At 73.1% G+C, this 26,888-nt stretch carries 24 protein-coding genes; 7 read left to right on the forward strand and 17 right to left on the reverse strand.

Annotation, left to right across the window (positions count from 1 at the left end):
- Nucleotides 1-143: 143 nt before the first annotated feature.
- The 12 genes from ACO4JP_RS10890 to ACO4JP_RS10945 form a co-directional block, all read right to left on the reverse strand.
- Nucleotides 144-539, reverse strand: a complete 396-nt coding sequence (locus ACO4JP_RS10890; protein WP_425957089.1) for a sodium:proton antiporter — start codon at nucleotides 537-539, stop codon at nucleotides 144-146.
- Complete coding sequence (locus ACO4JP_RS10895; RefSeq protein ID WP_425953715.1) at nucleotides 539-1,456, reverse strand: hydrogenase subunit MbhD domain-containing protein; 918 nt, start codon at nucleotides 1,454-1,456, stop codon at nucleotides 539-541. The genes ACO4JP_RS10890 and ACO4JP_RS10895 overlap by 1 nt, the downstream gene beginning before the upstream one ends.
- 1 nt (nucleotide 1,457) lies before the next feature.
- Nucleotides 1,458-1,757 (reverse strand): monovalent cation/H(+) antiporter subunit G, encoded by a 300-nt coding sequence (locus ACO4JP_RS10900; protein ID WP_425953716.1) that lies wholly within the window; start codon nucleotides 1,755-1,757, stop codon nucleotides 1,458-1,460.
- Nucleotides 1,750-2,013 (reverse strand): monovalent cation/H+ antiporter complex subunit F, encoded by a 264-nt coding sequence (locus tag ACO4JP_RS10905; RefSeq protein ID WP_425953717.1) that lies wholly within the window; start codon nucleotides 2,011-2,013, stop codon nucleotides 1,750-1,752. The genes ACO4JP_RS10900 and ACO4JP_RS10905 overlap by 8 nt, the downstream gene beginning before the upstream one ends.
- Complete coding sequence (locus ACO4JP_RS10910; RefSeq protein ID WP_425953718.1) at nucleotides 2,004-2,489, reverse strand: Na+/H+ antiporter subunit E; 486 nt, start codon at nucleotides 2,487-2,489, stop codon at nucleotides 2,004-2,006. The genes ACO4JP_RS10905 and ACO4JP_RS10910 overlap by 10 nt, the downstream gene beginning before the upstream one ends.
- Nucleotides 2,486-4,096 carry a complex I subunit 5 family protein gene (locus ACO4JP_RS10915; RefSeq protein WP_425953719.1) on the reverse strand — a complete coding sequence of 537 codons (1,611 nt, stop codon included), beginning with the start codon at nucleotides 4,094-4,096 and terminating at the stop codon, nucleotides 2,486-2,488. The genes ACO4JP_RS10910 and ACO4JP_RS10915 overlap by 4 nt, the downstream gene beginning before the upstream one ends.
- Before the next feature lie 236 nt (nucleotides 4,097-4,332).
- Nucleotides 4,333-5,619, reverse strand: coding sequence for an alpha-galactosidase (locus ACO4JP_RS10920; protein WP_425957090.1), 1,287 nt, complete (start codon nucleotides 5,617-5,619; stop codon nucleotides 4,333-4,335).
- 87 nt (nucleotides 5,620-5,706) lie between these two features.
- Entirely contained in the window at nucleotides 5,707-7,173 is a 1,467-nt protein-coding gene (locus tag ACO4JP_RS10925) for a DUF2252 domain-containing protein (protein ID WP_425953720.1), read from the reverse strand.
- Nucleotides 7,173-8,798, reverse strand: coding sequence for an MFS transporter (locus ACO4JP_RS10930; protein ID WP_425953721.1), 1,626 nt, complete (start codon nucleotides 8,796-8,798; stop codon nucleotides 7,173-7,175). Before ACO4JP_RS10930 ends, ACO4JP_RS10925 begins: the two co-directional genes overlap by 1 nt.
- A 112-nt stretch (nucleotides 8,799-8,910) precedes the next feature.
- Complete coding sequence (locus tag ACO4JP_RS10935; protein ID WP_425953722.1) at nucleotides 8,911-9,576, reverse strand: hypothetical protein; 666 nt, start codon at nucleotides 9,574-9,576, stop codon at nucleotides 8,911-8,913.
- Nucleotides 9,577-9,699: 123 nt separating this feature from the next.
- A complete protein-coding gene (locus ACO4JP_RS10940) occupies nucleotides 9,700-10,023 on the reverse strand; it encodes a hypothetical protein (protein ID WP_425953723.1) in 324 nt (107 codons plus the stop codon).
- 153 nt (nucleotides 10,024-10,176) lie between these two features.
- On the reverse strand, nucleotides 10,177-11,181 hold the full coding sequence (locus ACO4JP_RS10945; RefSeq protein WP_425953724.1) for a hypothetical protein: 1,005 nt from the start codon (nucleotides 11,179-11,181) through the stop codon (nucleotides 10,177-10,179).
- A gap of 303 nt (nucleotides 11,182-11,484) precedes the next feature.
- Here ACO4JP_RS10945 and ACO4JP_RS10950 point away from each other — a divergent pair, with 303 nt between their 5' ends.
- Genes ACO4JP_RS10950 through ACO4JP_RS10965 form a run of 4 tightly spaced genes read left to right on the forward strand, consistent with a single transcriptional unit; the run spans nucleotide 11,485 to nucleotide 19,313 of the window.
- Nucleotides 11,485-14,895 carry an FtsX-like permease family protein gene (locus ACO4JP_RS10950; protein ID WP_425957091.1) on the forward strand — a complete coding sequence of 1,137 codons (3,411 nt, stop codon included), beginning with the start codon at nucleotides 11,485-11,487 and terminating at the stop codon, nucleotides 14,893-14,895.
- Between the two features lie 8 nt (nucleotides 14,896-14,903).
- Nucleotides 14,904-17,606, forward strand: a complete 2,703-nt coding sequence (locus ACO4JP_RS10955; RefSeq protein ID WP_425953725.1) for an FtsX-like permease family protein — start codon at nucleotides 14,904-14,906, stop codon at nucleotides 17,604-17,606.
- A gap of 31 nt (nucleotides 17,607-17,637) precedes the next feature.
- Nucleotides 17,638-18,561 carry an ABC transporter ATP-binding protein gene (locus tag ACO4JP_RS10960; protein WP_425953726.1) on the forward strand — a complete coding sequence of 308 codons (924 nt, stop codon included), beginning with the start codon at nucleotides 17,638-17,640 and terminating at the stop codon, nucleotides 18,559-18,561.
- Entirely contained in the window at nucleotides 18,561-19,313 is a 753-nt protein-coding gene (locus ACO4JP_RS10965) for an ABC transporter ATP-binding protein (RefSeq protein WP_425953727.1), read from the forward strand. The genes ACO4JP_RS10960 and ACO4JP_RS10965 overlap by 1 nt, the downstream gene beginning before the upstream one ends.
- 23 nt (nucleotides 19,314-19,336) lie before the next feature.
- Here ACO4JP_RS10965 and ACO4JP_RS10970 read toward each other — a convergent pair whose 3' ends face one another.
- Both ACO4JP_RS10970 and ACO4JP_RS10975 read right to left on the reverse strand, forming a co-directional pair.
- Complete coding sequence (locus tag ACO4JP_RS10970; RefSeq protein ID WP_425953728.1) at nucleotides 19,337-19,765, reverse strand: GNAT family N-acetyltransferase; 429 nt, start codon at nucleotides 19,763-19,765, stop codon at nucleotides 19,337-19,339.
- A gap of 109 nt (nucleotides 19,766-19,874) precedes the next feature.
- Nucleotides 19,875-21,164, reverse strand: coding sequence for a hypothetical protein (locus ACO4JP_RS10975; RefSeq protein ID WP_425953729.1), 1,290 nt, complete (start codon nucleotides 21,162-21,164; stop codon nucleotides 19,875-19,877).
- Nucleotides 21,165-21,402: 238 nt separating this feature from the next.
- Here ACO4JP_RS10975 and ACO4JP_RS10980 point away from each other — a divergent pair, with 238 nt between their 5' ends.
- The 3 genes from ACO4JP_RS10980 to ACO4JP_RS10990 all read left to right on the forward strand — a co-directional run bounded on the left by ACO4JP_RS10980 (nucleotide 21,403) and on the right by ACO4JP_RS10990 (nucleotide 24,242).
- Nucleotides 21,403-21,984: an IS607 family transposase gene (locus tag ACO4JP_RS10980; RefSeq protein ID WP_425953730.1), complete on the forward strand. Its 582-nt coding sequence runs from the start codon at nucleotides 21,403-21,405 to the stop codon at nucleotides 21,982-21,984.
- Complete coding sequence (gene tnpB, locus ACO4JP_RS10985; protein WP_425953731.1) at nucleotides 21,981-23,183, forward strand: IS607 family element RNA-guided endonuclease TnpB; 1,203 nt, start codon at nucleotides 21,981-21,983, stop codon at nucleotides 23,181-23,183. Before ACO4JP_RS10980 ends, tnpB begins: the two co-directional genes overlap by 4 nt.
- Before the next feature lie 198 nt (nucleotides 23,184-23,381).
- Nucleotides 23,382-24,242: an oxygenase MpaB family protein gene (locus ACO4JP_RS10990; protein ID WP_425953732.1), complete on the forward strand. Its 861-nt coding sequence runs from the start codon at nucleotides 23,382-23,384 to the stop codon at nucleotides 24,240-24,242.
- 12 nt (nucleotides 24,243-24,254) lie between these two features.
- On the opposite strand, the gene ACO4JP_RS10995 is transcribed toward ACO4JP_RS10990, so the two are convergent.
- From ACO4JP_RS10995 to ACO4JP_RS11005, 3 genes are read right to left on the reverse strand one after another with little or no spacing between them, the layout of a single operon-like run.
- Entirely contained in the window at nucleotides 24,255-24,644 is a 390-nt protein-coding gene (locus tag ACO4JP_RS10995; protein WP_425953733.1) for a type II toxin-antitoxin system death-on-curing family toxin, read from the reverse strand.
- Entirely contained in the window at nucleotides 24,641-24,841 is a 201-nt protein-coding gene (locus ACO4JP_RS11000) for a ribbon-helix-helix protein, CopG family (RefSeq protein ID WP_425953734.1), read from the reverse strand. Before ACO4JP_RS11000 ends, ACO4JP_RS10995 begins: the two co-directional genes overlap by 4 nt.
- Nucleotides 24,842-24,892: 51 nt before the next feature.
- Nucleotides 24,893-26,806: an FAD-dependent oxidoreductase gene (locus tag ACO4JP_RS11005; protein ID WP_425953735.1), complete on the reverse strand. Its 1,914-nt coding sequence runs from the start codon at nucleotides 26,804-26,806 to the stop codon at nucleotides 24,893-24,895.
- Between the last annotated feature and the right edge of the window lie 82 nt (nucleotides 26,807-26,888).

Genomic DNA, 26,888 nt, shown 5'->3' on the forward strand with positions numbered 1-26,888 from the left:
AGGTGGTCACCCTCGAGCGGGCCTTGATTCGAGCACGGTGCTTCGTGATGCACGTGTTGGCTCCCCGCGACGACTCGGTGAGTCGGAGCCAGCTGCCCTACGGGGAATCGCGCCGGAAACGTACGTCCGGCGCGGTCGGCCGGTCAAGGGCTCGGCGTCGCCGTCCCGGCAGGCGGACGGCCGGCGCGGATCGCCTTCGCCTCGTCCCAGTCCAGCGTCTTGTGCTGCCGGTAGTGGTTGAGGACCAGCACCAGGAACACCGTCTGGACGGCGACGCCGATGACCACCGAGGTGATCATGAGGGCCTGCGGCACGGGGTCCGCCGCCGCGGCCACGGTCTCGGCGGCCATGGGCGGCACGTGGTCCACGCTGGATCCCATGGTCACGAACGCCAGGATGATGGCGGTGTTCATGATCCCGACCGCGATGACGCTGATCATCATGTTCTTGCGCAGCACCAGGCCGGCCACGCCGATGAAGAAGAGGATCACGGCGACGTTGGCGCCGTTGAGCCAGGAAAGGTCGAGCCAGTCGAGCATCACGCCTCCCGGGTGAAGTAGAGGAACATGATCGACAGCCCGCAGAACACCTTGAGGCCGAGCAGCCCGTTCATCGCGATCATGAACGGGGCGTACACGTCGGGCCCGTACTCGCGCAGGCCCAGGAAGACGTAGAGCCCGACGCTGAGCACGAAGACGACGAAGATGACCTTCTCGAGCGTCTCGAGGTTCTTGGTGCCGGCCGGCCCGCGCGCCCCCGCGAGGTAGCGGCTGACGATGACGGCGGCCAGCAGCCCTGCGCCCTGGAAGCCGCCGCCGGGCGTGATCGGGTCGCCGACGATGAGCGCGACGCCGACGATGATCAGCACCGGCGTGAGGATCTGCAGCGCCTTGACCATCGTGGGGTGCCGCGCGCTGAGCGATCCGTACCCGGCGGCCGCCGGGCCGCCGATCTTCGCGTCGCTCAGGTGCATGACGCCGAGCACGGCGACCAGCAGCATGAGCGCCTCGAGCACCGTGTCGAACACGCGGTAGTGCAGCAGCACGCTGGTCACCGGGTTGACGACGCCGGACGAGTCGAGGAAGTTGCCCATGACGGCGTCGCGCACCGGGCCGATCTCGACCTGCGGTGTGCTGACGGTCAGGAAGAGCACCAGCGCCGTCGTGCCGAGCATCACCAGGTCGGCGCCCTTGCGCTGCCAGATCATCCGCGGGATGCCTGGCACCTTGATGTCGCCGTAGTTGCGGATGGTGAGGATCAGCAGCACCGTGCCCAGCGACGACGCGACCACCGCCTCGGAGATCGCGACGTCGGGTGCGTGGTGCAGCAGGTACGCCAGCGACGCCCACAGCCCGAACACGCCCGACGTGATGATGGCGTGCTTGAGGCAGCTCGCGAACACCGCGGCCAGCGCGAAGACGATGAGCAGGACGAAGACGATCTGGTCGATCCCCATCTCAGCCCTCCCCCGCGTCGGAGCGCTCGGCCTGGCGCGCGCCGGCGGCGATGGTGCTGGTGACGATCGGGCTGACCAGGACGACGACGGCGAGGATGAGCAGCGCCTTGGCGGAAAACCACGTCACTCCGCTGCGGACGGCCGCGCCGAGCACGATGGCGATCAGCCCGACCGTGTCGATCTTGGAGCTCGCGAGGAGCTTGAGGTTGAACTCCTTGAACCGGAACACCCCGACGAGCCCGAGCACGACGGCTGCCGTGCCGATCCCGATGATGACGTTCCCGATGATCTCGTTAGCCAAGGTCGCGCCCCTTCCCGGCCATGTAGTCGGACAGGGCGAGGACGCCGATGTAGCTCAGCAGCGTGTAGACCAGCGCGATGTCGAGGTAGAAGCTGTGCCCGGTCGCGAGAGCGAGGACGATCACGAGCATGTTCACCTTGCCGGCCACGAGGGTGTAGCCGAGCAGCCGGTTCCACGGGTCGGTGCCGCGCAGCACGACGACGCCGCTGAGCACGGACGCGATCACCAGCACGAGGCTGATCACTGTCAGGAACACGCGGACCCCCCGCTCCGGAGCCGGGCGATGGACCGCTCGAGGCGCAGGCACGCCGCGCGGGCGCGCTCGACGTCGTCGTCCGCGGTGATCACCGTGATGCGGCTGCCCTCGCGGTCCACGGCGACGGACCCGGGCGTCAGGATGATGCTGTTGGCCAGCAGGAACAGCAGCAGGTCGTCCGTGAGCGCGCTCTCGTGCTCGAAGTACGTCGCCTGCGCGCGGCCGCGCAGGATGATCGCGGCCATCCCCCAGGCGGCCGTCGCGATCTCCTTGAGCAGCACCAGGGCGTACCGGAGCGTGGCGAGCGGGCTCAGGAACACGGTCGCGTAGTCGATGCCGAGCAGGCGGTTCGTGAGCACGAGCGCGACCACCGCGACGCCGATGCCCGAGAGCACGACGAACCAGCTGAGGACCTCGACCGTGACGACCCAGATCACCAGGAACACGAGGACGACGGGCAGGTAGCGCCGGATCATGTCGCCACCCCCGGCACCGCCAGGGTCCCGAACAGGGCCGCGGCGCCGAAGAACACGGTCAGGGCGAGGCAGGCCTGCGGGAGGGACAGCGTCTGCTCGAGCGGGCCGCGCAGGCGCCGCGCGGCCGGCGTCGCGAACCGGTGCGCGAGCAGCGCGCCGGCCAGCAGGAGCGCGAAGGCCGCGACCTTCGCGAGGGTCGTGCCCGCCGGCACCGCGACGGCGTCGCCGACCAGCACGTACGCGAGCTGCGGGGCGAGCACGCCGGCCGCGACGCACACCAGGGCGAGGGCGACGACGACGCCCGTCTTGTTAGCGTGGGCGCCGTCCCGCACGGGCTCGCGCTCCGGGGTCCCGAAGAACATCGCCGCGTACTTGACGAAGACCAGCATCGTCCCGGCGTTGACCACCCAGATCGCCACCGCGGCCCACGTCCCACCGGCCCCCGCGAGGATCAGGTCCTTCGAGGCGCCGCCACCGGTGAAGGGAGCGCCGACCATCCCGAGCACCGCGACCGCGCTCACCACCGCGACGAGCGGCATCCGCCGCGCGACCCCGCGCAGCTCCGCCAGGCGTGCGGTGCCGTAACGCCGCACGATCATCGCCGCGGTCAGGAACAGCACCGTCTTGAGCAGCGCGTGGTTGACCATGTGCAGCACCGCGCCGCCCGACGACGCCGCGCTCCCGGTCGCCAGCGCGATCGTGATGAGCCCGGCCTGGGAGACCGTGCTGTAGGCGAGCAGGAGCCGCACGTCCGTCTGGGCCAGGGCCTTGGCCGCGCCGGCGACGCCGGTCACCAGGCCGACCACCACCAGGAAGACGCCGAGGTCCAGGGCCGGGGCGAACACGTCGATCAGACGGGCCAGCCAGAACAGGGCGCCCTTGACCAGCACCCCGGACATCAGCACGAGCATGACCGTCGGTGCCCCGGGGTTGCCGTACGAGCGCGGCACGTACGAGAACAGCGGGAAGAGCCCGGCCTTGAGCGCGATGCCCGTCAGCATGAACGCGAACGGCAGCACGAGCGCACGGCCGTCGACGCCCTGCTGGACCATCAGGCCGATCTCCGTGACCGACAGGACGCCGAAGGTGCGGTAGAGGTACGCGACCCCGAAGAGGAAGAACAGCATCGCGACGATCTGGACCACGAGGTAGTACAGGCCGTCGTACGTGTTGCGCCGGTCCTTCTTGAACATCACGAGCAGCACGGCCGTGAGGGTGGCCACCTCGAACAGGACGAACAGGTTGAACACGTCGTCCGTGAGGAAGATCCCGGCGCTCAGCCCCTGCAGCACCAGGAGCAGCAGCAGGAGCTTGTTGTCCGCGTAGGACGAGCGCAGCGTCCACACGAGGGCCGCGGTGAACAGCAGCACCGTGAGCAGCACGAAGGTCAGCGCGGTGCGCTCGCCGCGCAGGGAGATGTAGAGCAGGTGGTCGGAGCCGCCGAGCACCTCGGCGAACATGCCGTCGCGGGTGCTACGGGTGAGCAGCGACACCGCGCGCCAGGCGACCCAGCCCTGGCCGGCCAGCGCGAGGACCTGCGCCGCCCGCAGGGGCAGCCTGTACAGGGCGACGCCAAGCACGACGGGGACAAGCACCAGGGCGACCATGGTCCATACCTTCGTCTCGGCAGCGCGGGGCGATGCCGCTGGACGGCATGGCAGGGGGAGGTCTACCGCCGTCCCCAGTTGCCGCGAGAGCCTAGTTGAGTGGACAGACCTCACCCCGTGGGTGGTCACACGATGCGCGAGGACGTGTCACGCAGGCGCCCATCCGGCGCCACCTCCCGCCAGCACGCCGTGCGGATCGCGCCAGCCGGCCGCGTCGGCCGAGCGATGCGCGGGCCTCACCCTCGCAGCAGGACGGAGCCGTGCGGCTCCAGGTCCAGGTGCACCGCCGCGCTGCCGGGCGCGACGCCGCGGGCGTCGTCGGACTGCGTCGTGACGGGTACGACCGGCAGCACGGCGCCGGTCCACAGCTCCCGCACGGTCGTCCTGCTCGGCCGGGAAGCGGGGAGACTCACGTTCGCGGCGTCGAGCGCGACGGCGAGCGGCGCCTTTCCCAGGTTGAACGCGGCGACGTACCGCTCGCCGTCCGGCCCGTCAGCCGTCCAGAGCACCAGAGGGCCCTCGCGGAACACCTCGCGGTTGTTGCTCGAGCGCGCGTGCACCGCCAGCACGTCGGGGTTGGTGAACAGCGCGACCGTCGCCGGGTCCGACGTCGGCAGGTCGCCGCCGATCATGAGCGGCGAGCGCGCGATCACCCACAGGGTCATCAGGGTGCGCCGCTCGGCCGGGGTCAGGCGGTCGTCGCGCGGCTCACCGCGCTCGGCGCGCAGGCCGATCCGGCCCAGCGGCAGCATGTCGCCGTCGGGCCAGCCGCGCTCGCCGGCGTGCGGCGCCCAGCGCGCGAACCGCGCGAAGTTGGCCTCGACGTCCTCCCACCGGTCCCACAGGTCGTCGCAGACGCGCCACATCGTCGTGTGCTCGCGCAGGTGCTCCAGCCGCGTCAGGGACAGGTCGCGCCCCGGGGAGAGGCTCAGCTGGATCGGCCGGCCGCTGCGGGCGATCGCGCGGGCGTACGCCTCGATGTCCGCCGCCTGGTAGGGCCAGAGCATGTCGTCGGCCTTGACGAAGTCCACGCCCCAGGCGGCGTACAGCGCGAGGGTGGAGTCGTAGTAGGCCTGCGCCGCCGGGTGCGCGTGGTCGAGGCCCCACATGTCGGGGTTCCACTCGCACGTGTTGGTCCGGTCGGCGACGTCGGCCGCGGAGGCGCCGGTGCCGAGGATCGGGGTGTCCCGCTCGACGGCCAGGCGCGGGATGCCGCGCATCGTGTGGATGCCGAACCGCAGCCCCAGCGCGTGCACCTGCTCCGCGAGCGGACCGAACCCCGCGCCGCCGGCCGAGCTGGGGAACCGGCCCGGGTCGGGGACCAGCCGGCCGTGGTCGTCCAGCGCGAGGGGCGCGCCCTCGTTGTAGCCGTGCGCACGGGCGGTCGGGTCGGACCAGTCGATGTCCACGACGACGGTGTCCCACCCGAAGGGCAGCAGGTGCTCGGCCATGAAGCGGGCGTTGGCCAGCACCTCGGCCTCGGTGACGGTGGTGCCGTAGCAGTCCCAGCTGTTCCAGCCCATCGGCGGGCGGGCAGGGGACGTCGGTGTCGGGGTCTGCACAGGCGCAGTCTGCCGGACGACGGAGCCTTGCAGCGCACACGCCCCACGTCAGACCCCCTGACGCGCCTCGATCCGCCCGGAGCCGATCGCCTCGAGGAACGCCTGGTAATCGCGGTCGTTCTGGTCGGCGTACTGCTCCGCGAACTCGGCGAGCGCCTTGTCGAACCGCCGCTTGCTCCCGAGGTAGGCCGCGATGGCCACGGGGTCTCCCGAGCGGGCGTGCGCCCGGGCGAGCGTCCAGCCGCAGATCTTCGCGTAGTACGTCACCCCGGCCGGAACCATGGACTCGACGTCCGCGGAGCCCTTCATGTCCCTCAGCTGCCGCCAGTAGTAGTACCGGCCGGCCTCGAGGCCGGCGGACCAGCCGAGGAAGATGTCCGACGCCGCCTGGAGCATCTGCTGACCCTGGACCACGCGCTCGCCCGGGTTCTCGTACCGGCTCGGCGCAAGGTGGGCTTCGAGGACCGACCTGGTCGCCTCCTTCGTCTGGAGGAAGAGGGGGTCGCGCGCATCACGGCCCTCGAGCAGTGCGACGTAGCCGCGTGTGCCGACGGAGCCGACACCCACCACTTTGCGGGCCACGTCGACGATCCGGTACCTGCTCAGCAGGTGCCGCCGCGTGTCGCTGAGGGTCGAGGTGTAGTCCTCGAAGGCCTGGTGGACGGCATCGTCGATCTCGGCGGCGTCGAGCCCGTAGTAGCTCTCGAGCTCACGCTTGGGGATCAGGACCGGAGGCTGGCTGACGATGCGCTGCCGCCCATCCACCACCTCGGTCAGCTTCGAGAGGGCCTGCAGGTTGGTCCGGGACCGCGCCTTCTTCAAGGCCGCTTCTCCCCTCTTGACCAACACCCCGGGGCTCCGGCCGTCGGTCGCCGCGGTTCCCTTGGTGCCCCTGGCCTCCTTCTCGAAGTCTCGGCGAGCGCTCTCCATCCCGGCCCGCACGTCGTCGTCCGACATCCGCGAGTACCAGACGTCCAGCGTGTCCATCTGGGCGAAGTCCGCCATGGCCAGGCGGTAGGCCTCCCCCACGGCGAGGCAGATCTGCGTGACGTCCGACGGCGGGAACTGGTTGTTCCGGGCGGCGATCGCGAAGCTCGCGGCGAGCCGCTTGACGTCGAGCTCGAACGGACCGGGGAGGGTCTCGTCGAAGTCGTTGAGGTCGAACAGCAGCTGGCGTTCCGGCGAGGCGAAGACGCCGAAGTTCGACAGGTGGGCGTCGCCGCACAGCTGCACCTCGAGACCCGCGGTCGGGGTCGCCGCCAGGTCTGCGGCCATGATCGCGGCCGACCCGCGGTAGAAGGTGAAGGCCGAGGCCATCATCCGGCCGTGCCGCACCGGCACCAGGTCCGGCTCCCTCGTCGTGTTCTGGGCCTTGAGCACCGCGACGGGGTCGAAGCGGCCGCTCGGTGGCAGCCAGCCCGCGTGGGCCTCGAGCGGAGCGCGTTCCCTGGCGTCCTTGCCGAGGGCTCGCCGGTCGGCGACGCTCGCATGCACCGCTGCATCAGCCGTGGTCATCATGACTCCTTCGGTTCGGTCCGGACGCCTTCCCGGCGGTCCTCGGCGCCGTAGGCCGCCAGCAGCTGCCGTTCGCGGTCGAACCTCGGGAACAGGAAGAACACGAGCGCGGCGCCGACGACGATCGCGATCAAGCCCGCCGCGTAGGCCCAGTCGGCGCCCGCGAGGAAGGACTCCTTGGCGCCGGCGATGATCTGGTCGGAGTACTGCGGGTACCGCTCGGCGATCGACTCCGCCCCGGCGAACGACTTGGTGAGCTGGTTCTGCACGCTGCTCGTGATCTCCACGGCGTTCGGCGCGGTGGCGATGGCTGCGCCGACGGCGGTGGCATATCCGGCCGTGAGCAGCGCGCCGAAGATCGACTGCATGATGGCGCCGCCGAGGTCGCGCTGGAGGTCGGCGGTGCCGGAGGCCATGCCGGCGCGTTGCACGGGGACCGAACCCGTCAGGGAGTGCGAGGCGGGGGTGCCCGCGAGCCCGACGCCGATCCCGATGAACGCGTACGCGAGCGCGATCTGCCAGTAGGCGCTCTCCTCCGCCCAGAAGAACAGCATCCATGCGAAGGCGAGGAAGAGCGCGACGTACCCGCTGAGCAGCGTGCGGCGCGACCCCTGGGACTCGACCAGCTTCGCCGAGCGGGGAGCGACGAGCACCATGAGCACGACCGCCGGCAGGAACGCCGCGCCGGCCTCGAACGTCGTGTACCCGAGGACGTTCTGCAGGTACTGCTGGCTCACGAAGGCCGCCGCCATGAGCGAGCCGAAGACGATGATGCCAGCGCACGCGGCCACCCAGAAGATCCGCCGTCCGGCGACGTGCAGGTCGTAGAGCGGCGCGGCCGCGCGGCGCTGCCGGACGACGAACGCGACGAGCGCGGCGACGGCGACGACCGCGAGACCCGCGGCCAGGGCCCCCTGCCCTGGCACCGGCGCGAAGTTGATCGCGAGGATGAGCGCGCCGACGAGGAGCACCGACAGGATCCCGCCGAGATTGTCGACCGGCTCGGCCGTCTCGTTCACGTGCGCGGGGACGAGCATCACGGCGAGCACGAGGGCGATCACGGCGAGCGGCAGCGTGACCAGGAAGACCGAGCCCCACCAGAACCGCTCCAGCAGGTAGCCCGCGACCAACGGCCCGAGCGCCGCGACGCCGCCGCCGATCGCCGACCACAGCGCGATCGACCTGGTCCGTCCCGGCCCCGACCACAGGGCCGTGATGAGGGCGAGCGTCGTCGGGTAGGCCATGCCGGCCGAGATCCCGCCGAGGACGCGTGCGACGAACAGGACTGCGTCCGAGGGCGCGTACGCGGCGAGCAGGCACGCGGGCACGGACAGCACCATGCCGAGGCTGAGCAGCAGCTTGCGCCCGTAGCGGTCCCCGACCGCCCCGAGGTAGAGCACCGAGGCCGCGAGGCCGAGCGAGTACCCGACGGCGACGAGGTCCAGCGTCGTCTGGGACGAGTCGAACGCCCGGCCGATCGACGGGAGCGCGACGTTGGCGACGGACAGGTTGAGGTTCGCGACCGCGGCGACCGTGATCAGCGCCAGGAGGACCAGCCCGGCGCGCCTGGGCGCCGTCCACTCCTGCGCGACGACCGGCCCGCCCGCCGTCGGGGTCTCGGCCATGTCACTGGCCCCGGGACTCCTGTGATGCCATCGGGACGCGCCCACACTCACTCGTCATCGCGAACCCCCTTTTGCCAGAGAGCGCTGGCACCATGCTCAGCCCTGGCTGGGGCTACCGCACCCCGAAGGTCAGCGCGAGCTCCCAGGGGCTGACCCCCCAGGTCGCGACGGCGTCGAGCACGATCCGCCAGGCGACGGCGAGGACGTCGTCGGACATCGGCGCGCTGACGGTCGCGCCCGGTGCGCCGGGCCGCACGTGCTCGGCCCAGACCTTCGCCCCGTGCGGTGCGGGGGCGGTCTCGATGTGCACGGCGTCGTCGTCGACGACGAACAGGCAGTACGGCACCTCCGGCGCGTCCCAGCCGCCCTTCTCGACCAGCAGGAACCCGCCCGACGACACGGTGAAGCCGATCGCGCGCACCAGGGCGTCGGCGACGTCGTCCATCACCTCGTCGTTCGGCTCCCCCGCCGGCCTCAGCGTGAGCGGGGCGACGTCGAGCGAGAACTCGTCCGCGCCTCCGGCCGCCCGGATCAGCGGCGCCAGGACCAGCACACCCTGCTCCTCGTCGAGCAGCGCGACCTCGCGGAACCGCCGGTCCTCGCGCGGCGTCCGTGCGAGCCGGCCCTCGTACATCGCCGTGCGCAGCGAGTCGTCCTCGACCGACCAGAGCCGGGCGCCGACCTCGGTCCAGGTCCGCACGAGGCCGCCCGCGCACAGGCTCAGCATCGCGGGCGTGAGGGTAGAGCCGACGTCCAGGCCGGCGGGCGCTTCGCTCATCCGCCCATCGAACCAGACCGCGCGCACGGGCCTTGACCGGGCGTCGCTCACGGCGTCGCTCACGGCGTCGGTCACGGCGTCGGCACGGTGCGCGGCGGCACCGTGCGCGTCGCCGTGGCGGACCTAACCGACCAGGACCCCGCACGCCGCCAGGTCGTGCGCCACGTGGTCGTAGAACGCGTCAGGGTGGACGGTGGCGCCGCACGCGCACACGTCCTCGCCGTCGAGCGTGCCGACGATCCGGTGGTCGTGGAGGATCGAGTCTGCCTCCGACTCGGGCCGGACCAGCAGGTTGCGGCGGGCCAGCATGGACGCCTGGTGCTTGGCCAGGTTCGCCGTGTCGGTACCGCAGACGCAGTGGCCGGCGACGTGCCCGGCGCGTGGGGCCACCGAGCGGTGGCTGCTCAGGACTCCGATGGCCTCCTGGAGAACTGTCGACCCTGGCACCCTGACTCCTTCGCCGTGAGGGACTGAGACTCCGCCGTCCATCTTCCCCGCAAGGGCGCGATCCGGCACGTGCGCGGCGACGCCCGCGGCGCACGTCGCACAGGTCAGGCCGATCGCGGTTCAGATCGCGTCGTCCCCGCACGCCCGGACTGGTCAGGCCACGCGGCGCCGAGCCGGCGCCCGCAAGCCGCTCGCCAGCCCGACCAGCGAACGCACGCCGATCCCGCCGATCAGGACGGTGGCAGCCGCGACGGTAGCCCACGCCCCCGCACGGGCGCCTCCGCCGTCGACGAGCCCGAGCAGGTGGACGGTGTAGGTCGCGCTCGACGCGGCGGTGAACGTGAAGGCCCAGAAGCCCGTCGTGAAGCGCAGGCGCGCGTACCGCCCTAGCAGCGCCGCATGCGGCGCGAGCAGCAGCACCATCGCCCCCGCGAGGGCCAGGTGCACGGCCGCGCTCGCGAGCGTGAGGTCGGTGGGCGCACCCGCGACCACCCACCAGGCGTTGCCGGCCACCGCGGGCGGTGCCGAGACGATGGCCAGCGTCGGCAGCAACTGCCCCGGGAGCCGCGGCCCGGTCAGGAACCGAACCAGCAGCACGGCGCCGAGCAGCAGCCAGAACATCACGCCCGCCGCGACCAGCCCGACGCCGAGCGTGTGATGCCCGGCCACCGCGAGCGCCTGCCCCGAGAGGAACGACCCCGCCACCGTCGGCAGCAGGTACCCGCCGTGCAGGGTCGCCGTGTCCCGCGGCTCGACGAAGGTCTGCCCGGTGAACCACGCGCCGAACGCGAGCGTCACGATCACGGCGACCACGACGACGGCGCGCCCAGCCGCCGGCGCGACCGAGACGAGGTGGGCACCGAGCAGCGACGCCGTGATCGGCACCAGCGCGGCGAACGGCGCGAGCACCGGGTCGCGCAGGTCCGCGACCACGCGCTTCACGCCGCCCGCCCGCGCGAGGTACGCGGCGAGGGTGCTCACCCAGACGACCGCGGCGACCACCCAGAGGATCTCCCCCACCCATCGCGGGCCGCCGAGCTCCTTGCCTACGGCGGTCCAGGTGCCCGCCAGACCGGACAGTCCGAACGCGGCACCGAAGGCGTTGAGGGCGACGCGCGGCCGGGAGCCGGGCAGGGGCACGGGCAGGGCGGTATCCATGAGGGCCGATCGGGTGGGCGGCAAGGTCGGTGCATTCTTGCCGATCCCGCGTGCCGGACGACGCAAACGTCGCTCTCCGGGGTGGAGCGGGCCCGAGGGTGCGGCCAAATGAGTGACGACGTCGCCCGGCCGGTCGGGAGGCGTTGCGCGCCGACCCCGGGGAGCCAGCATGAACCATTGGTGATACGTTTCCGCCGTCCACACGTTTGACGTGCGGATTCATGCTGGCGACGACAGTGGCGCTGCCGGCCGCAGCGTGGCTCGACCAGCTGGCGGCGCGCGCACGGAGAGGTGCTCCGAGTGATGAGGACGCGCGCGACGAGGCGGGCAGGCTGGATCCTCCCGGTGCTCGCCCGGCGGGCCGTCGCACAGCGGGGCGTGCTGGCGGTCGTGACGGCGCTGGTCGTGGCGACCACGACGATGGTCGGCGCGGCGACGGTGCTGCTGACGGTCGCCCAGGATCGGGCCCCCGGCATCGCGCTGGCGCAGGCCGCTCCGGCCGACGTGAGCGTCTCGGTCGACGTCCGCCTCACCGACCTCGGCTCGGACGACGGCGCCTACGACGCCCGGGCCGCCTTCGACGCGGCGCACGCGGCGCTCGCCCACCTGGTGGCGCCCGCGCAGGTGCGCACGACGGTCTGGCCGGAGTCGAACCTGCTCACCGCGGCGCCCGACGGCGTCCCGCCCCGCAACGGGCCCGCGACCTACCTCGCCGGGGTGCCCGAGGCCGGGGCGGTGGAGGTCCTCGACGGGAGCCTGCCACCGTCGGGCGCGGGCGCCCAGGACGACGCCGTCGTGCGTGTCGCCGTGCCCGAGCGTGCCGCCCACGACCTCGGCTGGGCCGTCGGCGACCGGTTCGGCGTGCGCGGCCTGGCGGACGACACGGCGGTCGTCGTCGAGGTGACCGGCGTGTACCGCCCGCGTGACGTGCAACGCGCGTGGACGTTCGACCAGACCGCCGGCGCCCAGTACGAGCCGGCGCTGCCCGTCCCCGGCACGGCCGGTCAGGTGACGATCCCGGCCTGGGGCCCCCTGCTCGCCCCGACGGACGAGCTGCTCGACGGGAGCGTCGCTCCCGTGCGGATGCGGGTCACCGTCGACCCCGACCTCTCGGGCCTCACCGCCGCACAGGCGCGGGGCATGACCGGTCGGCTCGCCGACGCGAAGACGGACGTCGCCGCGGCGCTGGCGGGCAAGGCGTCGTGGCCCCAGGTGAGCACCGCGCTCGGCGGCGTGCTCGACGGCCTGTTCGGGAGGCTCGCCGTCACCCAGGCGGCGATCCTCGTGGCAGTCCTGGTCCTCGTCCTCGTCGGCGGCGCGGCGGCGCTGCTCGCGGCCCGGCTGGTGGCCGAGCAGCGGGCCTCGGACGTCGCCCTGATGTTCTCGCGTGGCACCTCGCACCGGCAGCAGGTCGCGCTGGCGGGGGTCGAGGCACTCGGTGTCGCGGTGGTCGCCGGCGTCCTGGCGCCGCCGCTCGCTGCGGGTCTGCTGCGCCTGGGCGGCGCGCTCGGCCTGGGTGGCGGCGTCGTCCCGTCGGTGTCCGAGGCCCTGGGGTCGCCCGCGCTCTGGCTCGCGAGCGCCGCGTGCGGTCTGCTCCTGTCCGGGCTGCTGCAGGTGCCCGTGCTCCGACGCGGGGCGGACCGCTCACCGGGCCCGCGGACCCGTGCGTCGGCGGGTTCACTGAGCGCGGTGGTCCGCGGCTCGGCGGGCGTCGTCGCGCTGGCCGGGATCGCCGCGGTGGCGACATGGCAGCTCTCGGTGCGCCAGGTCGTCCCGGGCAGGCTCGACCCGGTCGTGGTCACGGCCCCCGCGCTCCTCCTGCTTGCCTGCGGGCTGTTGGTCGTGAGAGCGCTCCCGTTGCTCGCTCGCGTCACGGACCGGGCCGCCGCGCAGTCCCGGCGGCTGGTGGCGCCGCTGGCGGCGTGGGAGTCGGGCCGCCGACCCGAGCGGGCCGCGCAGGCCGTGCTGCTCGTGACGCTGGCGGTCGGGGCGGCGACGTTCGCCCTGGTCACGCTCTCCACATGGCGCACGTCCCAGGTGGACCAGGCCGCGCTCGCCGTCGGCGCGCCGGTGCGGCTGAGCGGCACCGCCTCGGACCCGCTGGCGGCGGCCGACCAGGTGCGCGCGTTCGAGCAGGACCGCGACCTCGACCTCGTCCCGGTCTTGTCCATGCCTGCCGGGTACTCGACCGCGCACCGACCGTCGACCGGCGCCCGGCTGGTCGCCGTCGACGACGCCTCGCTGCTCCGTGGACGGCTCGAGCCCGTCGCCGGGCTGCCGAGCGAGCTCGGCGCGGCGGACTGGTCCGCCGTTCTCGCGGAGGCGGGACCTGCCGGCACCGGCCCCCACGGCACGGCTCTCGCGGCCGGACCCGAGCTTCCGGCGGGCACGACCGAGCTGAGCGCGGACGTCACGGTCGCGAGCGTCCGCGATTCCGGGTACGGCGCAACCTTGTACGCGATCCTCGAGGACGCCGACGGCGTGCGGACCTCGCGCCGGCTCGTCCGGCCCGTGTTCCTCACCGCGCGCATCCCGGCCGACGACGCCCCGCACCGTGTGACCGCGACGCTGCGCGACGACCGCGCGGCCTCCGGCCCGGCCCGCCTGGTCGGCCTGCTGGTCAGCGCTGCGCTCGACGACGACACCGGGTCCCAGCGGCTGGTCAGCGTGCGCGTCGGGCTGAGCGGCCTCACCGCCGTCGACGCCACGGGCGCAGCCACCGCGGTCGCCCTCGACGGGCCGTGGGCCGCCCGGACGACGCTGTTCGGGGGCGGCGCCAGCCTCGACCCCGCGGCCCAGCACCAGGATCCGGCCGACGCCCGAGTCACCGACCGCGCCCTGCTCCTGACCCGAGACCTGTCGATGGGGACGTTCTCGGAGAGCGGCGGCGGCTTCGTGGCCGCCCCGGCGGACCCCGGCGGGACCACGTTCCCCGGCACCGACGACGGCACGATCACCCCCGTCCCCGCTGTGATCACGCAGCGGCTCGCGCAGGAGCTCGAGCTCGAACCGGGGGACACGATGACGCTCCACCACGGGGTTAGCGTCCCGCTCGTCGTGACCGCAGTGGTCCGCCACCTCCCGGGCGGGACGACCGACGGCGTGCTGCTCCGCCACGATCTGCTCCAGCGGGCGCAGCTCGCTCTCGCCGTGCCGTGGACGCCGCCCGGCGAGTGGTGGGGCACGGCGGGCCCGCGCTTCGTCGCCCATGGCGGCCCCGTGCCCGGCGACCTGCGCACCGAGGCTGCCGAGCGCGACCGGCTGAGCGACGGCCCCGACCGCGCCGGGCTCCAGGCTGCCCTGTGGCTGCTGACCGCCGCCGCGGTCGCCCTGGCGGCGGCCGGCGCGGCGACCAGTGTCGCCGGCGGGCTGTACATGCGTCGTCTCGACATCGCCCGGCTGCAGGCGCTCGGGGTCCCGCGCCGGGCGCTCGTCCGCTCCGTGCTCGCCGAGCACGGGCTGCTGCTCGGCGTGGGGCTCGTCGGCGGCGCCCTGGTGGGCGGGGCGGTCGCCGTCCTGCTCGCGGTACGGCTCGCCGTCGGGCCCGACGGCGGACCCCCCGTCCCCGAGGCATCGCTCGACGTGCCGTGGCCGGGGCTCGCCGTGCTCGCCGTCGTCGTGGCCGGGCTGGTCGCTCTCGCCGTCGGTGCCACGGCACGGTCGCTCGTGCGCCGTGCGCGGGCCGAGCTCCTCCGGCTGGGGGCGGACCGATGAGCGCGACCATGTCACGCACTGCCGCCCGGGCCCGCGCCCAGGTCTCCGCGCTGCCGGCAGCCGGACGCCGGACCTGGCTGCACCGCGGGCTGGTCGGCGCGTACACGCTGCTCGCCGTCGTCCTCGTGACCCCGGCCCTCATGGCGCCGCAGACCCTCGCGCGGGCCGCGGACGACGGGCTGCGCTGGGCCGTCGTCGACGCCGGCGCGCGGGCGGACCTCGAGGTGCGGTACCTGACCGACCCGAGCCAGGACGTGAGCACGAAGCTCGCCGGGATCGCTGACGCCACGGTCCGCGCCCTCCCGGACGCGACGGCGGGCTCGGCGGGCAGCCCGGCGGCGCTGGCCGATCTCGGCACGAACCGAGTGCTGGCCGGCGCGACGACGTACGTCGTCCGACGCGCAGCGGTGCACGGCGCCGACGTCACGTGGGTCGACGGTCAGGCGCCGCGGGCCGGGGCGTCCGAGCCCGAGATGCCCGGCACCGGTCCGGCGGTGCTCGAGGTCGGCCTCTCGGAAGGGACGGCGCGCGCGATGGGCGTGACGGTCGGCGACCAGCTCCCGGACCCCGGCCACCACACGACCCTGACCGTCGCCGGCGTGTTCGAGCCGGCCGACCCGGAAGGCCTCCCGTGGCGGCAGGCGCCGAGCCTGCTGCACCCGGAGGCAGCCTTCGGGCCTGTTCGGCACGTCACGGCGCTGGTCGCTCCCCCGCCGGCCCAGAAGCAGGGCGACGACGAGGTAAGCGAGACACCCGTCACCGTGTGGGTGCCCGTCGACCCGTCGGCCATCCGCGTGGCGGACATCGGCGGGCTGCAGCAGGACCTGGCCTTCCTCGCCGCGCACGAGAGCCTGCTCGGCACGGCCGCGACCTTCGACCAGCCGACGTTCACGACAGGGCTGGCCGACCTCCTGTCCTCGTACCAGGCCCGGTACCAGGTCGTGCGCTCCCAGGTCACGACGCTGCTCCTCGGGCTCGCGGTTGCGGCGGCCCTCGTGCTGCGGCTGGCGGCGGGGATGCTCGTCGCCAGGCGGGACCAGGCACTCGCCCTCGAGCGGGCGCGGGGGGCGTCGATGGCGTCCGTGGCGGTGCGGGCGGCCGCCGAGTCCGTCCCCGTCGGCGTGGTGGCGGCCGCGGTCGCGGCGCTCGTCGCCGGGCGCCTCGGCGAGCTGCCCGCAGGGACGGGGCTCGTGCCCGCGGGGGTCGTCCTCGCCGCCACGGTCCTGGCGCCGGTGTGGCTGTCCGCACGCCAGGCGTCGTCGTCGTGGTCTGCGCGCCGCGTCCCGACGGACCGCGCCGACCGGGCCGTGCAGGACCGGGCGCGGCGGTCGTGGGGCGTCGCGCTGCAGGTGGGCGTGCTCGTCGTGGCCGCCGCGGCGGTCGCCGCCGCAGGCGCGCGCGGGTTCGACGCCCGCGGCGACCTGCTCGTGTCCGCCGCGCCCGTCCTCCTGGCCGCGGCGTGCACGATCCTCGTGCTGCTCGCGGTGCCGTCCGGACTGCGCCTGGTCGCCCGGACAGCTGCGCGCGGCAGGTCGGTGGTCCCGCTGGTGGCCGCGACGCGCACCGCGGCGGCGAGTGCCGGCGCCGGGCGCGGCAGACGCGGCGACGGCGGACCGGGTGCCGCGTCGGTGCTCAGCCTGGTCGTGGTGGCGGCGCTGGCGGTGTTCGCCGCGGCGCAGGCAGCGACCGTCGTGGTCGCGCGGGACCGGGCGGTCGACGCGCGGGTCGGCGCCGCCGTCCGGGTCGACGACCCGGAGCCCGGCTACGCGCAGTGGGTCGCGTCCCGGTTTCCTGGGCTGGCCGTGCACGCGGGCAGCGTGCTGCCACAGCGCGACTTCGCCACGGGCAGCGGGCTCGAGGTCACGGTGCTCGCCGTCGACGACCCGGCTGCGTTCCCGGGCTTCGCCGCGCTGGCCGGCGCCGGCCCGGTGGCGCTCGGCGACCCCGTCCCGGCGCTGCTGGACGCGCGGCTGGTGCACGCCGCCCAGAGCCTGACGCCGGACGTGCTCGCCGTCCGCACGATGATGACCGTCGCGATGATCGGCACCGTCGACCTCGCGCGGACCGGACCGTCGCTCGGGACGGGCGACCTTCCCGACGAACCGGTCGTCGTCGTGGACCGGCAGGCCATGGCGATCGCGCTCGGTCTGGAGGCGAGAGACCTGCCCCGCGACGACATCGTCTGGCTCGACGGGCCGGACGCCGAGCGTGCCGCCGCGCTGCCGGCCGGGAAGGACGCCGTCGTGACGTCCCCCGCCCAGCTCGGTGAGCTGCTGCGGGCCGACCCGCTCGTAGGCGGGGTCACCACACTGCTGCGCGCGAGCGCGGGAGTGCTCGCGGGCCTGTGCGCGGTCGTGGTCGCCCTGGCCGTCCTCGGCGGGGACCGGGACCGGCTGCGGGTGCTCGCGGTGCTGCGCACGCTCGGCGTCCCGCGCCGGTCAGGGCGCACGCTGGCGATCGCCGAGCTCGCCCCGGTGCTGGGCGCCGCAGTCGTCGCCGGCTGCCTCGCGGGAGCGCTGCTGACGGTGGTGCTGATTCCGGCGCAGGGGCTCGAGGCGCTCGCGTACGGCGGGGCGGTGGAGCCGGTGCTGGCGTGGTGGCCGTTCCTGGCGGTGCCGGGAGCCGCCGCCTGCGCGCTCCTGGTCGGGGCGTGGCTGGAGGAACGGGGACGGCGGCACGTGCGCGTGGGCGAGGTGCTGCGGACGTGGTGACGATCTGGACGACGACGAGGAGGAGGCCGGCATGGTCCGGACGCTGACGGACGGCGGGCTCCGCACGAGCGCGGGCGGGTTCGGCGACGGCGCGTTCGTCGTCTGCGACGCCCTGGTGCGCATCTACCAGGCGGAGGGGATCGAGGTGCAGGCCCTGCAGGGCCTGGACCTGGTGGTCGAGGAGGGCGAGCTGCTCGCCGTGGTCGGCGCGTCCGGCTCGGGAAAGTCGACGATGCTGGGCATCCTGTCCGGCCTCGACGTGCCCACGGCGGGCCGGGTGCGCGTGGGCGAGTGGGACCTGATGTCGATGAGCCGCACACAGCGGGTGGGGTACCGGCGCCGCACCGTGGGCTTCGTGTGGCAGCACACCTCGCGCAACCTCATGCCGTACCTGACCGCCGAGCAGAACGTCGACTTCCCGCAGGCGGTGGCCGGCGTCCCACGCAAGGAGCGCGCCGCCCGCACCCGCGAGCTGCTCGGGGTGCTGGGCGTGGCGGAGTGCGCGCACCGGCGCCCGGCCGGGCTCTCCGGCGGGCAGCAGCAGCGCGTCGCGATCGCCGTCGCCCTGGCGAACACCCCCGCGCTGCTGCTGGCCGACGAGCCGACCGGCGAGCTCGACACGGCGACGTCCGTCGAGGTGCTGGAGGCGCTCCGCACCGTCAACGAGCAGCTCGGCACCACCGTGCTCGTGGTGACGCACGACGCCGACGTGAGCGAGCACGTGCGGCGCACCGTCGCGATCCGCGACGGACGCACGAGCTCCGAGGTGCTGCGCAGCACCCGGACCCACGACGACGGGACGGAGCACACCGTGGCCGAGGAGTTCGCGGTGCTGGACCGCGCAGGACGTGTGCAGCTGCCGCGCGAGTACCGCGAGGCGCTGCACCTGGCCGGGCGCGTGCGCCTGGCACTGGAGGAGCATCAGGTGACCGTGCGACCGGGGAGCGAGGCGTGATGAGCGAGCAGGTCCAGAAGACGGCGGGAGCACCGACGTCGCAGGCGCGGGACGACGGCGCCCGGATCCTCGCGGTCCACCGCCTGCGCCGCACCTACGGGAGCGGCGACTCCGCCGTGCGCGCTCTCAGCGGCGTGTCGTTCGACGTCGCGCCCGGTGAGCTGGTGGCGGTCGTCGGGCGGTCGGGATCGGGGAAGACGACGCTGCTCAACATCGTCGGCGGGCTCGACTTCCCCGACGACGGCCGCGTGCTCCTCGCCGGCCGCGAGGTCACGTCCCTGGACGAGCGCGGCTTGGACGAGCTGCGCCGGGACGTGGTCAGCTTCGTCTTCCAGTCGTTCGGCCTGGTGCCGACGCTGTCGGCGGCGGAGAACGTTGGGATTCCGCTGCGGTTGCGCGGCACGCCCGTCGCCGAGCGCGAGGACCGCGTCCGCCTGCTGTTGGACCTCGTGGGTCTGGCCGGCCATGCCGACCAGCGGCCCGGGGAGCTGTCGGGTGGCCAGCAGCAGCGCGTGGCGATCGCCCGCGCCCTCGCCGCCTCGCCGCGACTGCTCATCGCCGACGAGCCGACCGGTCAGCTCGACTCCGAGACGGGCCTGGCCGTGATGGGCCTGCTGCGCGGCATCGTGGACGCCGAGGGCATGACGATCCTGGTCGCCACGCACGACCCGACGCTCATGGCGCTCGCCGACCGTGTGCTGCACCTGCAGGACGGGCACCTGATCGAGCAGCCGGCGGTCGGCGCGAGCTGAGGGACCTCGTGCTCGGCGGCCCGTCAGGCGTGCCGCACCATCCAGGCGTCCGGCTGCTCGACGGACGCCCACCCGTGCTGGGCGTAGAGGCCACGACCCTCGTCGGTGGCTTTCAGCAGGATGCGCCTGAGGCCCAGCGGCTCGAGGTCGGCGAGGATCCCGGCGACGAGCGCCCGACCCACTCCCCTCCCCTGGTGCTCGGGGTCCACGATGACGTCGGCCAGCCACCCGAACGTCGCACCGTCGGTGACCAGGCGCGCGTAGGCGACCTGGCCACCCCCCGCCAGCAGGAAGACGCCGTAGTTGCGCGAGCCGGCCATCGCCGCCTCGTGCACCTCGCGCGGCCGTCCCGCGGCCCACGAGGCGTGCTCGGTGAGCATCGCGTGGACCCACGCCGCATCGATGCGGCGTGGGTCCGGCGAGAACTCGTATTCGACGTCGCCATGGGTCACGGCGCCAGTGAACCCCAGGCGGCGGTCTGTGGCCAAACGCGCTCGTGCCATGCACTCCGGGAGGCCGGGTGCTCCGGCCAGGCCCGGCTCTACCCGAGGGTCGTTTCGGTCACTTCGACGCCCGCGCCGTCGTGCTGAGGCTGCGCAGCACCCGGCCCACGGTCGTCGGCGACGCCGAGACCCGCTCGGCGATCTCGCGCTGCGTCAGCCCCTCGGCTGCGAGCTCGACGATGGTCTGGTCACGGTCGGACGCAGCCTGCGACGGCGCGGCCGCGCTCTCTGCGTCCTCGGTGGCCAGGCTCGCCGGGGCGTCGACCGCGCTCACCGCGGACGCCGGAGCGCCGTGCGCGGTGAAGAACGCCGACCTCGCCGCGGCTGCGCCGCCCATGGCCGCCTCGCTGTTGCGGGCCAGGTCGAACAGCTCCACCCGTCGGGTGTGTCCGGTCTCGGGCAGGGGTTCGCGCACCGCGATCGGCTCGACCGGCGCGGCAACCTCCGCGACCTCCGCCTCGACGGGCTCGGGCATCGTGTCCTCGTCGACCGTCGTCTCGGCGGCGAGCGCCTCCTCGAACGCCTCGGCGAACGGCTCGGGCTCGGCCAGGACGGTGACGTCGTCGGCCTCGACCGGGGCGGCGACGGCCACGTCCGCCGTCGACTCGGCCCACGCCCGCGCGACCGGGCTCGGCGCCGCCGGGGCCACGGCGTAGACGGCGGCCGGCACCGGCAGCTCCTCCGCGCCGGCAGCCTTGCCGCGCTTGACCGAGCTCGCGCCGATCCGGTCGAGGCGGTTACCGTGCCGCTCGGCGGCCTCGAGCCGCTCGACCCAGACCTGCATCCTGCGCTCGAAGTCCTCGACGGTCAGCATGCGCAGGGCGCTGTCACGCGCGGCGCGCTGGCGCTGGTGCGCCGCCTGGACCTTGCGCATGCCGGTGCGGTCGCCGGCGCTGTCGACCCGCGCGTCGCGCCACAGCTCCAGCGCGCCTACGTACTCGTGCACGCGGTGCTCGCGGCGGCGCTCGTCGAGCGTGTGGCCCGTGACCAGATGCCGCTCGCCGACCAGGGCGAGGTGCCACATGAGGGCGGCGACCAGCGGAGGCACGAACCGGAAGGCGACCATGTACGGCGTCGAGGCGTCGGGCACGGCGATCTGGTGGAGCGCCGCGAACAGGCCGGAGGTGCCGGACAGGACCCAGGTCAGCGTGAGCAGCACGCCGTACGGGCGACCCTCGAGGGCGGCGTTGCGTGCCATGAGAGCGACGGCGACAAGGCTGACCTCGAGGAAGCCGGCCAGGCCGTACGCCTCGATCGTCGTCATGTGCGCGACCTCGAGGCCGAACAGGACCATGCCGCTGTAGGCCAGCGCGGTCGCGATCGTCGCGGCGACGACGACGGCCACCATCGGTAGGTGGCGTCCGCGGTAGCGGACCGATGGCCGGGCCTCGTGCAAAATCGCGGCCGTCGTGTCGGGCTGGGTCACTCTTCCTCCGGAACTTCGCGATCAGGGCATATATGAAGCGATCGGCGCATATACCAGCATCGCGACGAAGGGGAAGTCAATCGGCGTCCACGCGGCGGGGTTGTGAACTGATGGCGTGTTTGTCAGTGATTCTCAGCGTTGATGTGGCATTCTCAGTCGGGTGAGGTTGTCGGATTGGGCGCGGGAGCAGGGTGTCCACTACCAGACGGCGTGGAAGTGGGCGCGGGAGGGCAAGATGCCGGTCCCGGTCGTCAAGACGCCGTCGGGCCGCTATCTCGTGCTCGCGGAACCGGCATCGTCGGGGCGGGTGGTCGGGTACTGCCGGGTCTCGTCCGCGGACCAGGGGGCTGATCTTGAGCGTCAGGTCGGGCGCGTCACGGTGGGTGCGCTGGAGCGTGGGCTGCGGTTGGACGCCGTCGTTTCGGAGGTCGGGTCTGGGCTGAACGCACGCGGGGTGAAGTTCTCTCGTCTGCTCGCCGACCCGTCGGTGGCCACGATCGTGGTCGAGCACCGTGACCGTGCCGCCCGGTTCGGGCTCGAGCACCTGCAAGCCGCGCTTGGCGCCCAGGGGCGCCAGATCGTGGTGCTGGAAGAGGGGGAGGTCGCTGATGACCTTGTGCGGGACCTGACCGAGATCCTGACCTCGTTGTGTGCACGCCTGTACGGGCGCCGGTCCGCGCGTCGGCGGGCGGACGCGGCAGTAGCGGCGATGTCGGCGGCTGGTGGGAGCGTGGCCTCGTGACGTTGCAGGGGTTCCGGGTCGAGCTCGCACCCATGCCCGCCCAGGCGGACCGGTTGGCGCAGCACGCTGGCCTGCATCGGGTCGTGTTCAACCACTGCCTTGCCCACGTCCAGGCGGTCATGGGGCAGCGTGCTGCCGAGCGCACGTACGGCATTGCCGATGACCAGCTGACCCCGGCAGTGGGTTGGTCGGCGCCGGCGTTGGAGAAGTACTGGCGCCAGACACACGCCCAGGTGTACCCGTGGTTCACCGCCGAGGGCTTGTCCTCGCGGGTGCCGAAGGAGGCGTGCCGGGCGTTGGCGGCCGCGTTGTCGAACTGGGCCAAGTCGAAGGCGGGCACCCGTAAGGGCCGGCGAGTCGGGTTCCCCCGGTTCCGGCGCCGCAAGGACGGTGCGACGTGCCGGTTCGACGCACACACTGCCCACCCCGTCACGGCCCGCACGGTGCACGTGCCCACGGTCGGCAAGGTGGCGACGCGGGAGGACGTGGGCTGGCTGACCGACCGGATCGCGGACGGGCGTGCCCGCGTCGTCGGCTCACGGTTCGAGCGACGCGCGGGCCGCTGGTGGGTCTCGTTCCAGGTCGACGTCGACCGCACCGAGATCAACGCCCGCCACACTGCGCCCCAAGATGGCCCGGTAGTCGGGATTGACCTGGGCATCAAGACGTTCGCGACGATCGTCGCGGACGACGGCACGGTGGTCGAGATCGGCAACCCACGCCATCTGCAACACAAGCTCCGCCGGCTGCGCCGTGCGAACAAGGCGCTGGCGCGCAAGACGAAGGGCTCCGCGAACCGGGCCAAAGCCGCCCGCCAGGTAGGGAAGGTCCACCTCGACGTGGCCAACGCCCGGGCGGACTTCCTGCACAAGCTCACGACATCGTTGACGAGAACCAAGCCGACGATCGTGATCGAGGACCTTGCCGTGGCCGGCATGGTCCGCAACCGCCGCCTGGCACGGCACATCAATGATGCCGGGTGGGCCGAGCTGCGCCGACAGCTCGAGTACAAGGCCGCCTGGTACGGCTCCACGGTCATCGTCGCGGACCGCTGGTACCCATCGACCAAGACGTGCAGCTCGTGCGGGGACATCAACCCTGAGCTGACGTTGGCCGACCGGGCCTGGGCCTGCCCCTGCGGTGCTGTCCACGACCGCGACCGGACAGCCGCCCTCAACCTCCTACGCCTCGCCGCATAGAACCACGGTCGCCGAGCAGTTCCCCGGAGACCCAAAACGCCTGTCGAGACCACGTAAGACCCGCCCTCCCGGGCAGGCAACGGCCAACGAAGCAGGAAGAGAGAATCACTGAGATTCCTCGAACGGCGATGTCACCCCGTATCTGGGGGATCCCCCCGCGTCGTGAGGAGCGTTCCCCGCAGGACCTACGCTCGGACCATGACCCGGCGCTACGCCCGCCGCGACGCCATCCAGGCGATGGACCCCGGCACGCAGTCGGAGCAGATCGTGCGGCTCGTGGCCACGTACGAGTTCCCGTGGGACGTGCAGCAGGCGCTGAGCTTCGCCCTCTTCCGCACGTACGCGGTCCCGTCCATCGGTGGCCTGCTGGCCCGCACGGCCGAGCTCACCGACCACACGCAGAAGCGGCACGACGACACCGTCCTCATCCTCGACGCCGTGCTCACCCACGGGCTGGGCAGCGAGGAGGGCCGCACCGCCGTCCGGCGCATGAACCACATGCACCGCGCCTACGGCATCCCGAACGAGGACATGCGGTACGTGCTGGCCACCTTCGTCGTCACGCCCGTCCGGTGGATCACCGCCTACGGCTGGCGCGGCCTGACCGACATCGAGCTCGAGGCCCACGTCACCTACTACCGCGCCCTCGGCCGCCACCTGGGCATCCGGGACGTCCCAGAGACCTACGCCGAGTTCGCGGAGCTGCTCGACTCCTACGAGGCCACATGCTTCGCCTACGACGCCGGCGGCCGCGCCGTCGCCGACGCGACCCTCCGGCTGCTCCGGACGTTTCCGCCCTACCGGCTGCTGCCGGCTCCCGTGGTGCGGGTCTTCGCGTTCTCGATCCTGGACGAGCACGTGTGCCGGGCGTTCCGCTACCCGCGGCCTCCGCGACCCGTGGTCGCCCTGTGCCGCGGGCTGCTTCGCCTGCGCGGCCGGGTGGTGCGGCTGCTGCCCCCGCGTCGTCGGCCGGTCACGGTCAGCGACCTGTCCTCCCTGCGGACGTACCCGAACGGGTACCGGGTCGAGGACCTGGGGACGTTCCCGTCCCGCACCTGAGGTGCCGCGGCGTCAGCCGAGCGGGCGGCACCATCCGGCGAGCCGGTGCGCGATGGTGGGCAGGTCGCGCTGCGAGCCGTCGGCCACCCCCATGACGAGCTCGAAGACGTCGTCGTGCGGGGCGTCGAAGTCCAGGCCGTTGAGCCCGTAGAACACGAACACCGCGACGAGCCCCGCACGCTTGTTGCCGTCGACCAGGCCGTGGTTGTTCACCACGGAGTCGAGCAGCGCCGCGGCCTTGAGATGGATCGTCGGGTAGGCGTCGACGCCCAGCATCGAGGCCCGCGGGCGGGCGAGAGCGGACTCCAGCATCCCCAGGTCGCGCACCTCGGGCTCATGACCGAGCAGGGAGCCGCTGAGCGTCAGCAGGTGGAACAGGTCGAGGTACCGGACCTCGCTCACGCGCCTTCGGCCAGCCTGTCGAGCACGTCCTTGTAGCGGTCGATACCCCTGGCCACGAGCCCGGCGAACCGCTCGTCGTCCTCGGCATACCGCCGCACGGCCTCGCGCGCGGCCTCCTGCTTGGAGATGCCACGCCGCTCGGCGGCGCGCTCCAGCGCCTCGTCTTCGGCTTCGCTCAGACGCAATGTCATGGCCATGGCTCCTCCTCTGGTGGTATCACGACGATACCACCGCTGGGGTGCCGGTGTTCAGATGCTGAGCCCGCAGGTGAACCCGTCCCGGCTCGCACGGAGCGCGTCCGAGACCTCGCCCGCATCGCCGACGAGGCGCACGTCGGCGAGCCCACGCAGCTCGTCGGCCAGCGCGTTGTTCGAGGCCATGCCCATCGCGAGGACGACGGTGTCGCACGGCAGGGTCCGAGTGGCGCCGTCGACCTGGATCTCGACGCCGTCGTCGGCGAAAGAAAGGATCGACACCTCCATGATCTGCTCGACCTTGTACTCGTCGAGGTCCTTGAGGAGGAAGTACCGACGCGCCATGCCTTCCCCGAGGGCCACCCCGGGCAGTCTGTCAACGATCGTCACACGCCGGCCGGTGGTCGCGAGGTACAGCGCGGTCTCGGCCCCGATCTCCCCTGCCCCGGCGACGACGACGCGCGCGCCGGTGACCGTCTTGCCTGCGAGCACGTCGCACGCCTCGACGACGTTCGTGCCGTCGATCCCTGGGATCGGCGGGCGGGCGTGCTTCGCGCCGGCCGCAAAGACGACGACGTCGGGCGCGGCGGCGGCGACCGTCTCGGCCGTGACGGCCGAGTCGAGCTTCACCTCGACGCCGAGGCGCCCGAGCTCGGCGCCGAGCCAGGCGATGTAGCTCGCCAGCTCGCCCTTGGCCGGCGGGACCGCGCCGAGGCGGAAGTTCCCCCCGAGCTGGCTCTGCCGCTCGTGGAGGGTGACGTCGTGGCCCTGCATCCGCGCAGCGCGTGCCGCCTCGAGCCCCGCCGGGCCGCCGCCGATCACGAGGACCGTTCGTGCGGTCTCGGCCTTCGTGATCGTGTCGGTCGACTCGTAGCCCACCGACGGGTTGACCAGGCAGCGGATCGGCTCGCCGCCGAACAGCAGGGTGATGCACCCCTGGTTGCAGCCGATGCACTCACGGATCTCCTCGACCCGCCCCTCGGCGACCTTGCGGGGGAAGTCCGGGTCCGCGAGCGAGGCGCGGGCGAGCGAGACGAGGTCGGCCTGGCCGGAGGCGATGATGCCCTCGGCGACCTCGGCGTCCTTGATCCGCCCGGCCGTCTGGACCGGGATCGAGACGACGTTCTTGACGGCGGCCGCGAAGTCCGTGTTCCAGCCCTGCCTGATGTACATCGGCGGGACGATCGCCCACGCGCTCTCGTACGTGCCCGCGCTGACGTGGATCAGGTCGATGCCCGCTGCCTCGAGGCGGCGGGACATGGCGACCGTCTCGTCGATGCCGCGGCCACCGATGACGTACTCGTCCGCGGAGATGCGGAACGTCACCGCGAAGTCGGGGCCGCACTTGGCGCGGATGTCCGCAATGATCTCCAGCGGGAAGCGGATGCGGTTCTCGAGCGAGCCGCCGTACAGGTCGGTGCGCTTGTTCGAGTACGGGGACATGAACTGCGCGACGAGATAGCCGTGGCCGCCGTGGATCTCGACGCCGTCGAACCCCGCCTCCATCGAACGCCGCGCGGTGTCTCCGAACTGACCGACGATCGTCGTGATCTCGTCGACCGACAGCGCCCGGGGCACCTCGCCCATGACCGGGCACTGCACGGCCGAGGCCGACACGGGCTGCGTGCCGATGAGGGCCGAGACCGTCTGCCGGCCCGCGTGGTAGATCTGCGCGAAGATCTTGGCGCCGGCGGCGTGGACGCGTTCGGTCAGCTCGCGGTGCGGGGCGATCTGCTCGTCCTTCCACAGGCCCGCGCACCAGAAGCCGCGGCCCACGGGGTCGACGGCATAGTCCTCGGTGATGATGAGCCCGAACCCGCCCTTGGCCCGCTCCTCGTGATAGGCGATGTACTGCTCGGTGGGCATTCCGTCGTGATCGCAGTAGAGCGTGACCATCGCCGCGACGGCCATGCGGTTCTTGAGCTCCACATTGCCCACCGTGAGCGGGGAGAGCAGCGTCGCCGACATGGAGATCTCCTTTGACTCCACGGTCCGCAATGTCGGCCGCGGGGGTCCAGACGGTTCGGATACCCGACCATAACCTCGGGCC

Origin of the sequence: Xylanimonas sp. McL0601, from assembly GCF_049852175.1 — a bacterium.
In the GTDB taxonomy this organism is placed as follows: Bacteria; Actinomycetota; Actinomycetes; order Actinomycetales; family Cellulomonadaceae; genus Xylanimonas.

Excerpts from the sequence above, each read along its gene's own strand:
- ACO4JP_RS10950 (WP_425957091.1), top strand. The coding sequence starts at position 11,485 with ATGAGGACGCGCGCGACGAGGCGGGCAGGCTGGATCCTCCCGGTGCTC.
- ACO4JP_RS10910 (WP_425953718.1), bottom strand. The coding sequence starts at position 2,489 with ATGATCCGGCGCTACCTGCCCGTCGTCCTCGTGTTCCTGGTGATCTGG.
- ACO4JP_RS10895 (WP_425953715.1), bottom strand. The coding sequence starts at position 1,456 with ATGGGGATCGACCAGATCGTCTTCGTCCTGCTCATCGTCTTCGCGCTG.
- ACO4JP_RS10920 (WP_425957090.1), bottom strand. The coding sequence starts at position 5,619 with ATGGGCTGGAACAGCTGGGACTGCTACGGCACCACCGTCACCGAGGCC.
- ACO4JP_RS10915 (WP_425953719.1), bottom strand. The coding sequence starts at position 4,096 with ATGGTCGCCCTGGTGCTTGTCCCCGTCGTGCTTGGCGTCGCCCTGTAC.
- ACO4JP_RS10925 (WP_425953720.1), bottom strand. The coding sequence starts at position 7,173 with ATGACCACGGCTGATGCAGCGGTGCATGCGAGCGTCGCCGACCGGCGA.
- ACO4JP_RS10890 (WP_425957089.1), bottom strand. The coding sequence starts at position 539 with ATGCTCGACTGGCTCGACCTTTCCTGGCTCAACGGCGCCAACGTCGCC.
- ACO4JP_RS10990 (WP_425953732.1), top strand. The coding sequence starts at position 23,382 with ATGACCCGGCGCTACGCCCGCCGCGACGCCATCCAGGCGATGGACCCC.
- ACO4JP_RS10930 (WP_425953721.1), bottom strand. The coding sequence starts at position 8,798 with ATGGCCGAGACCCCGACGGCGGGCGGGCCGGTCGTCGCGCAGGAGTGG.
- ACO4JP_RS10935 (WP_425953722.1), bottom strand. The coding sequence starts at position 9,576 with ATGAGCGAAGCGCCCGCCGGCCTGGACGTCGGCTCTACCCTCACGCCC.
- ACO4JP_RS11000 (WP_425953734.1), bottom strand. The coding sequence starts at position 24,841 with ATGGCCATGACATTGCGTCTGAGCGAAGCCGAAGACGAGGCGCTGGAG.
- ACO4JP_RS10965 (WP_425953727.1), top strand. The coding sequence starts at position 18,561 with ATGAGCGAGCAGGTCCAGAAGACGGCGGGAGCACCGACGTCGCAGGCG.
- ACO4JP_RS10975 (WP_425953729.1), bottom strand. The coding sequence starts at position 21,164 with ATGGTGGCCGTCGTCGTCGCCGCGACGATCGCGACCGCGCTGGCCTAC.
- ACO4JP_RS11005 (WP_425953735.1), bottom strand. The coding sequence starts at position 26,806 with ATGTCGGCGACGCTGCTCTCCCCGCTCACGGTGGGCAATGTGGAGCTC.
- ACO4JP_RS10960 (WP_425953726.1), top strand. The coding sequence starts at position 17,638 with ATGGTCCGGACGCTGACGGACGGCGGGCTCCGCACGAGCGCGGGCGGG.
- ACO4JP_RS10945 (WP_425953724.1), bottom strand. The coding sequence starts at position 11,181 with ATGGATACCGCCCTGCCCGTGCCCCTGCCCGGCTCCCGGCCGCGCGTC.
- ACO4JP_RS10955 (WP_425953725.1), top strand. The coding sequence starts at position 14,904 with ATGTCACGCACTGCCGCCCGGGCCCGCGCCCAGGTCTCCGCGCTGCCG.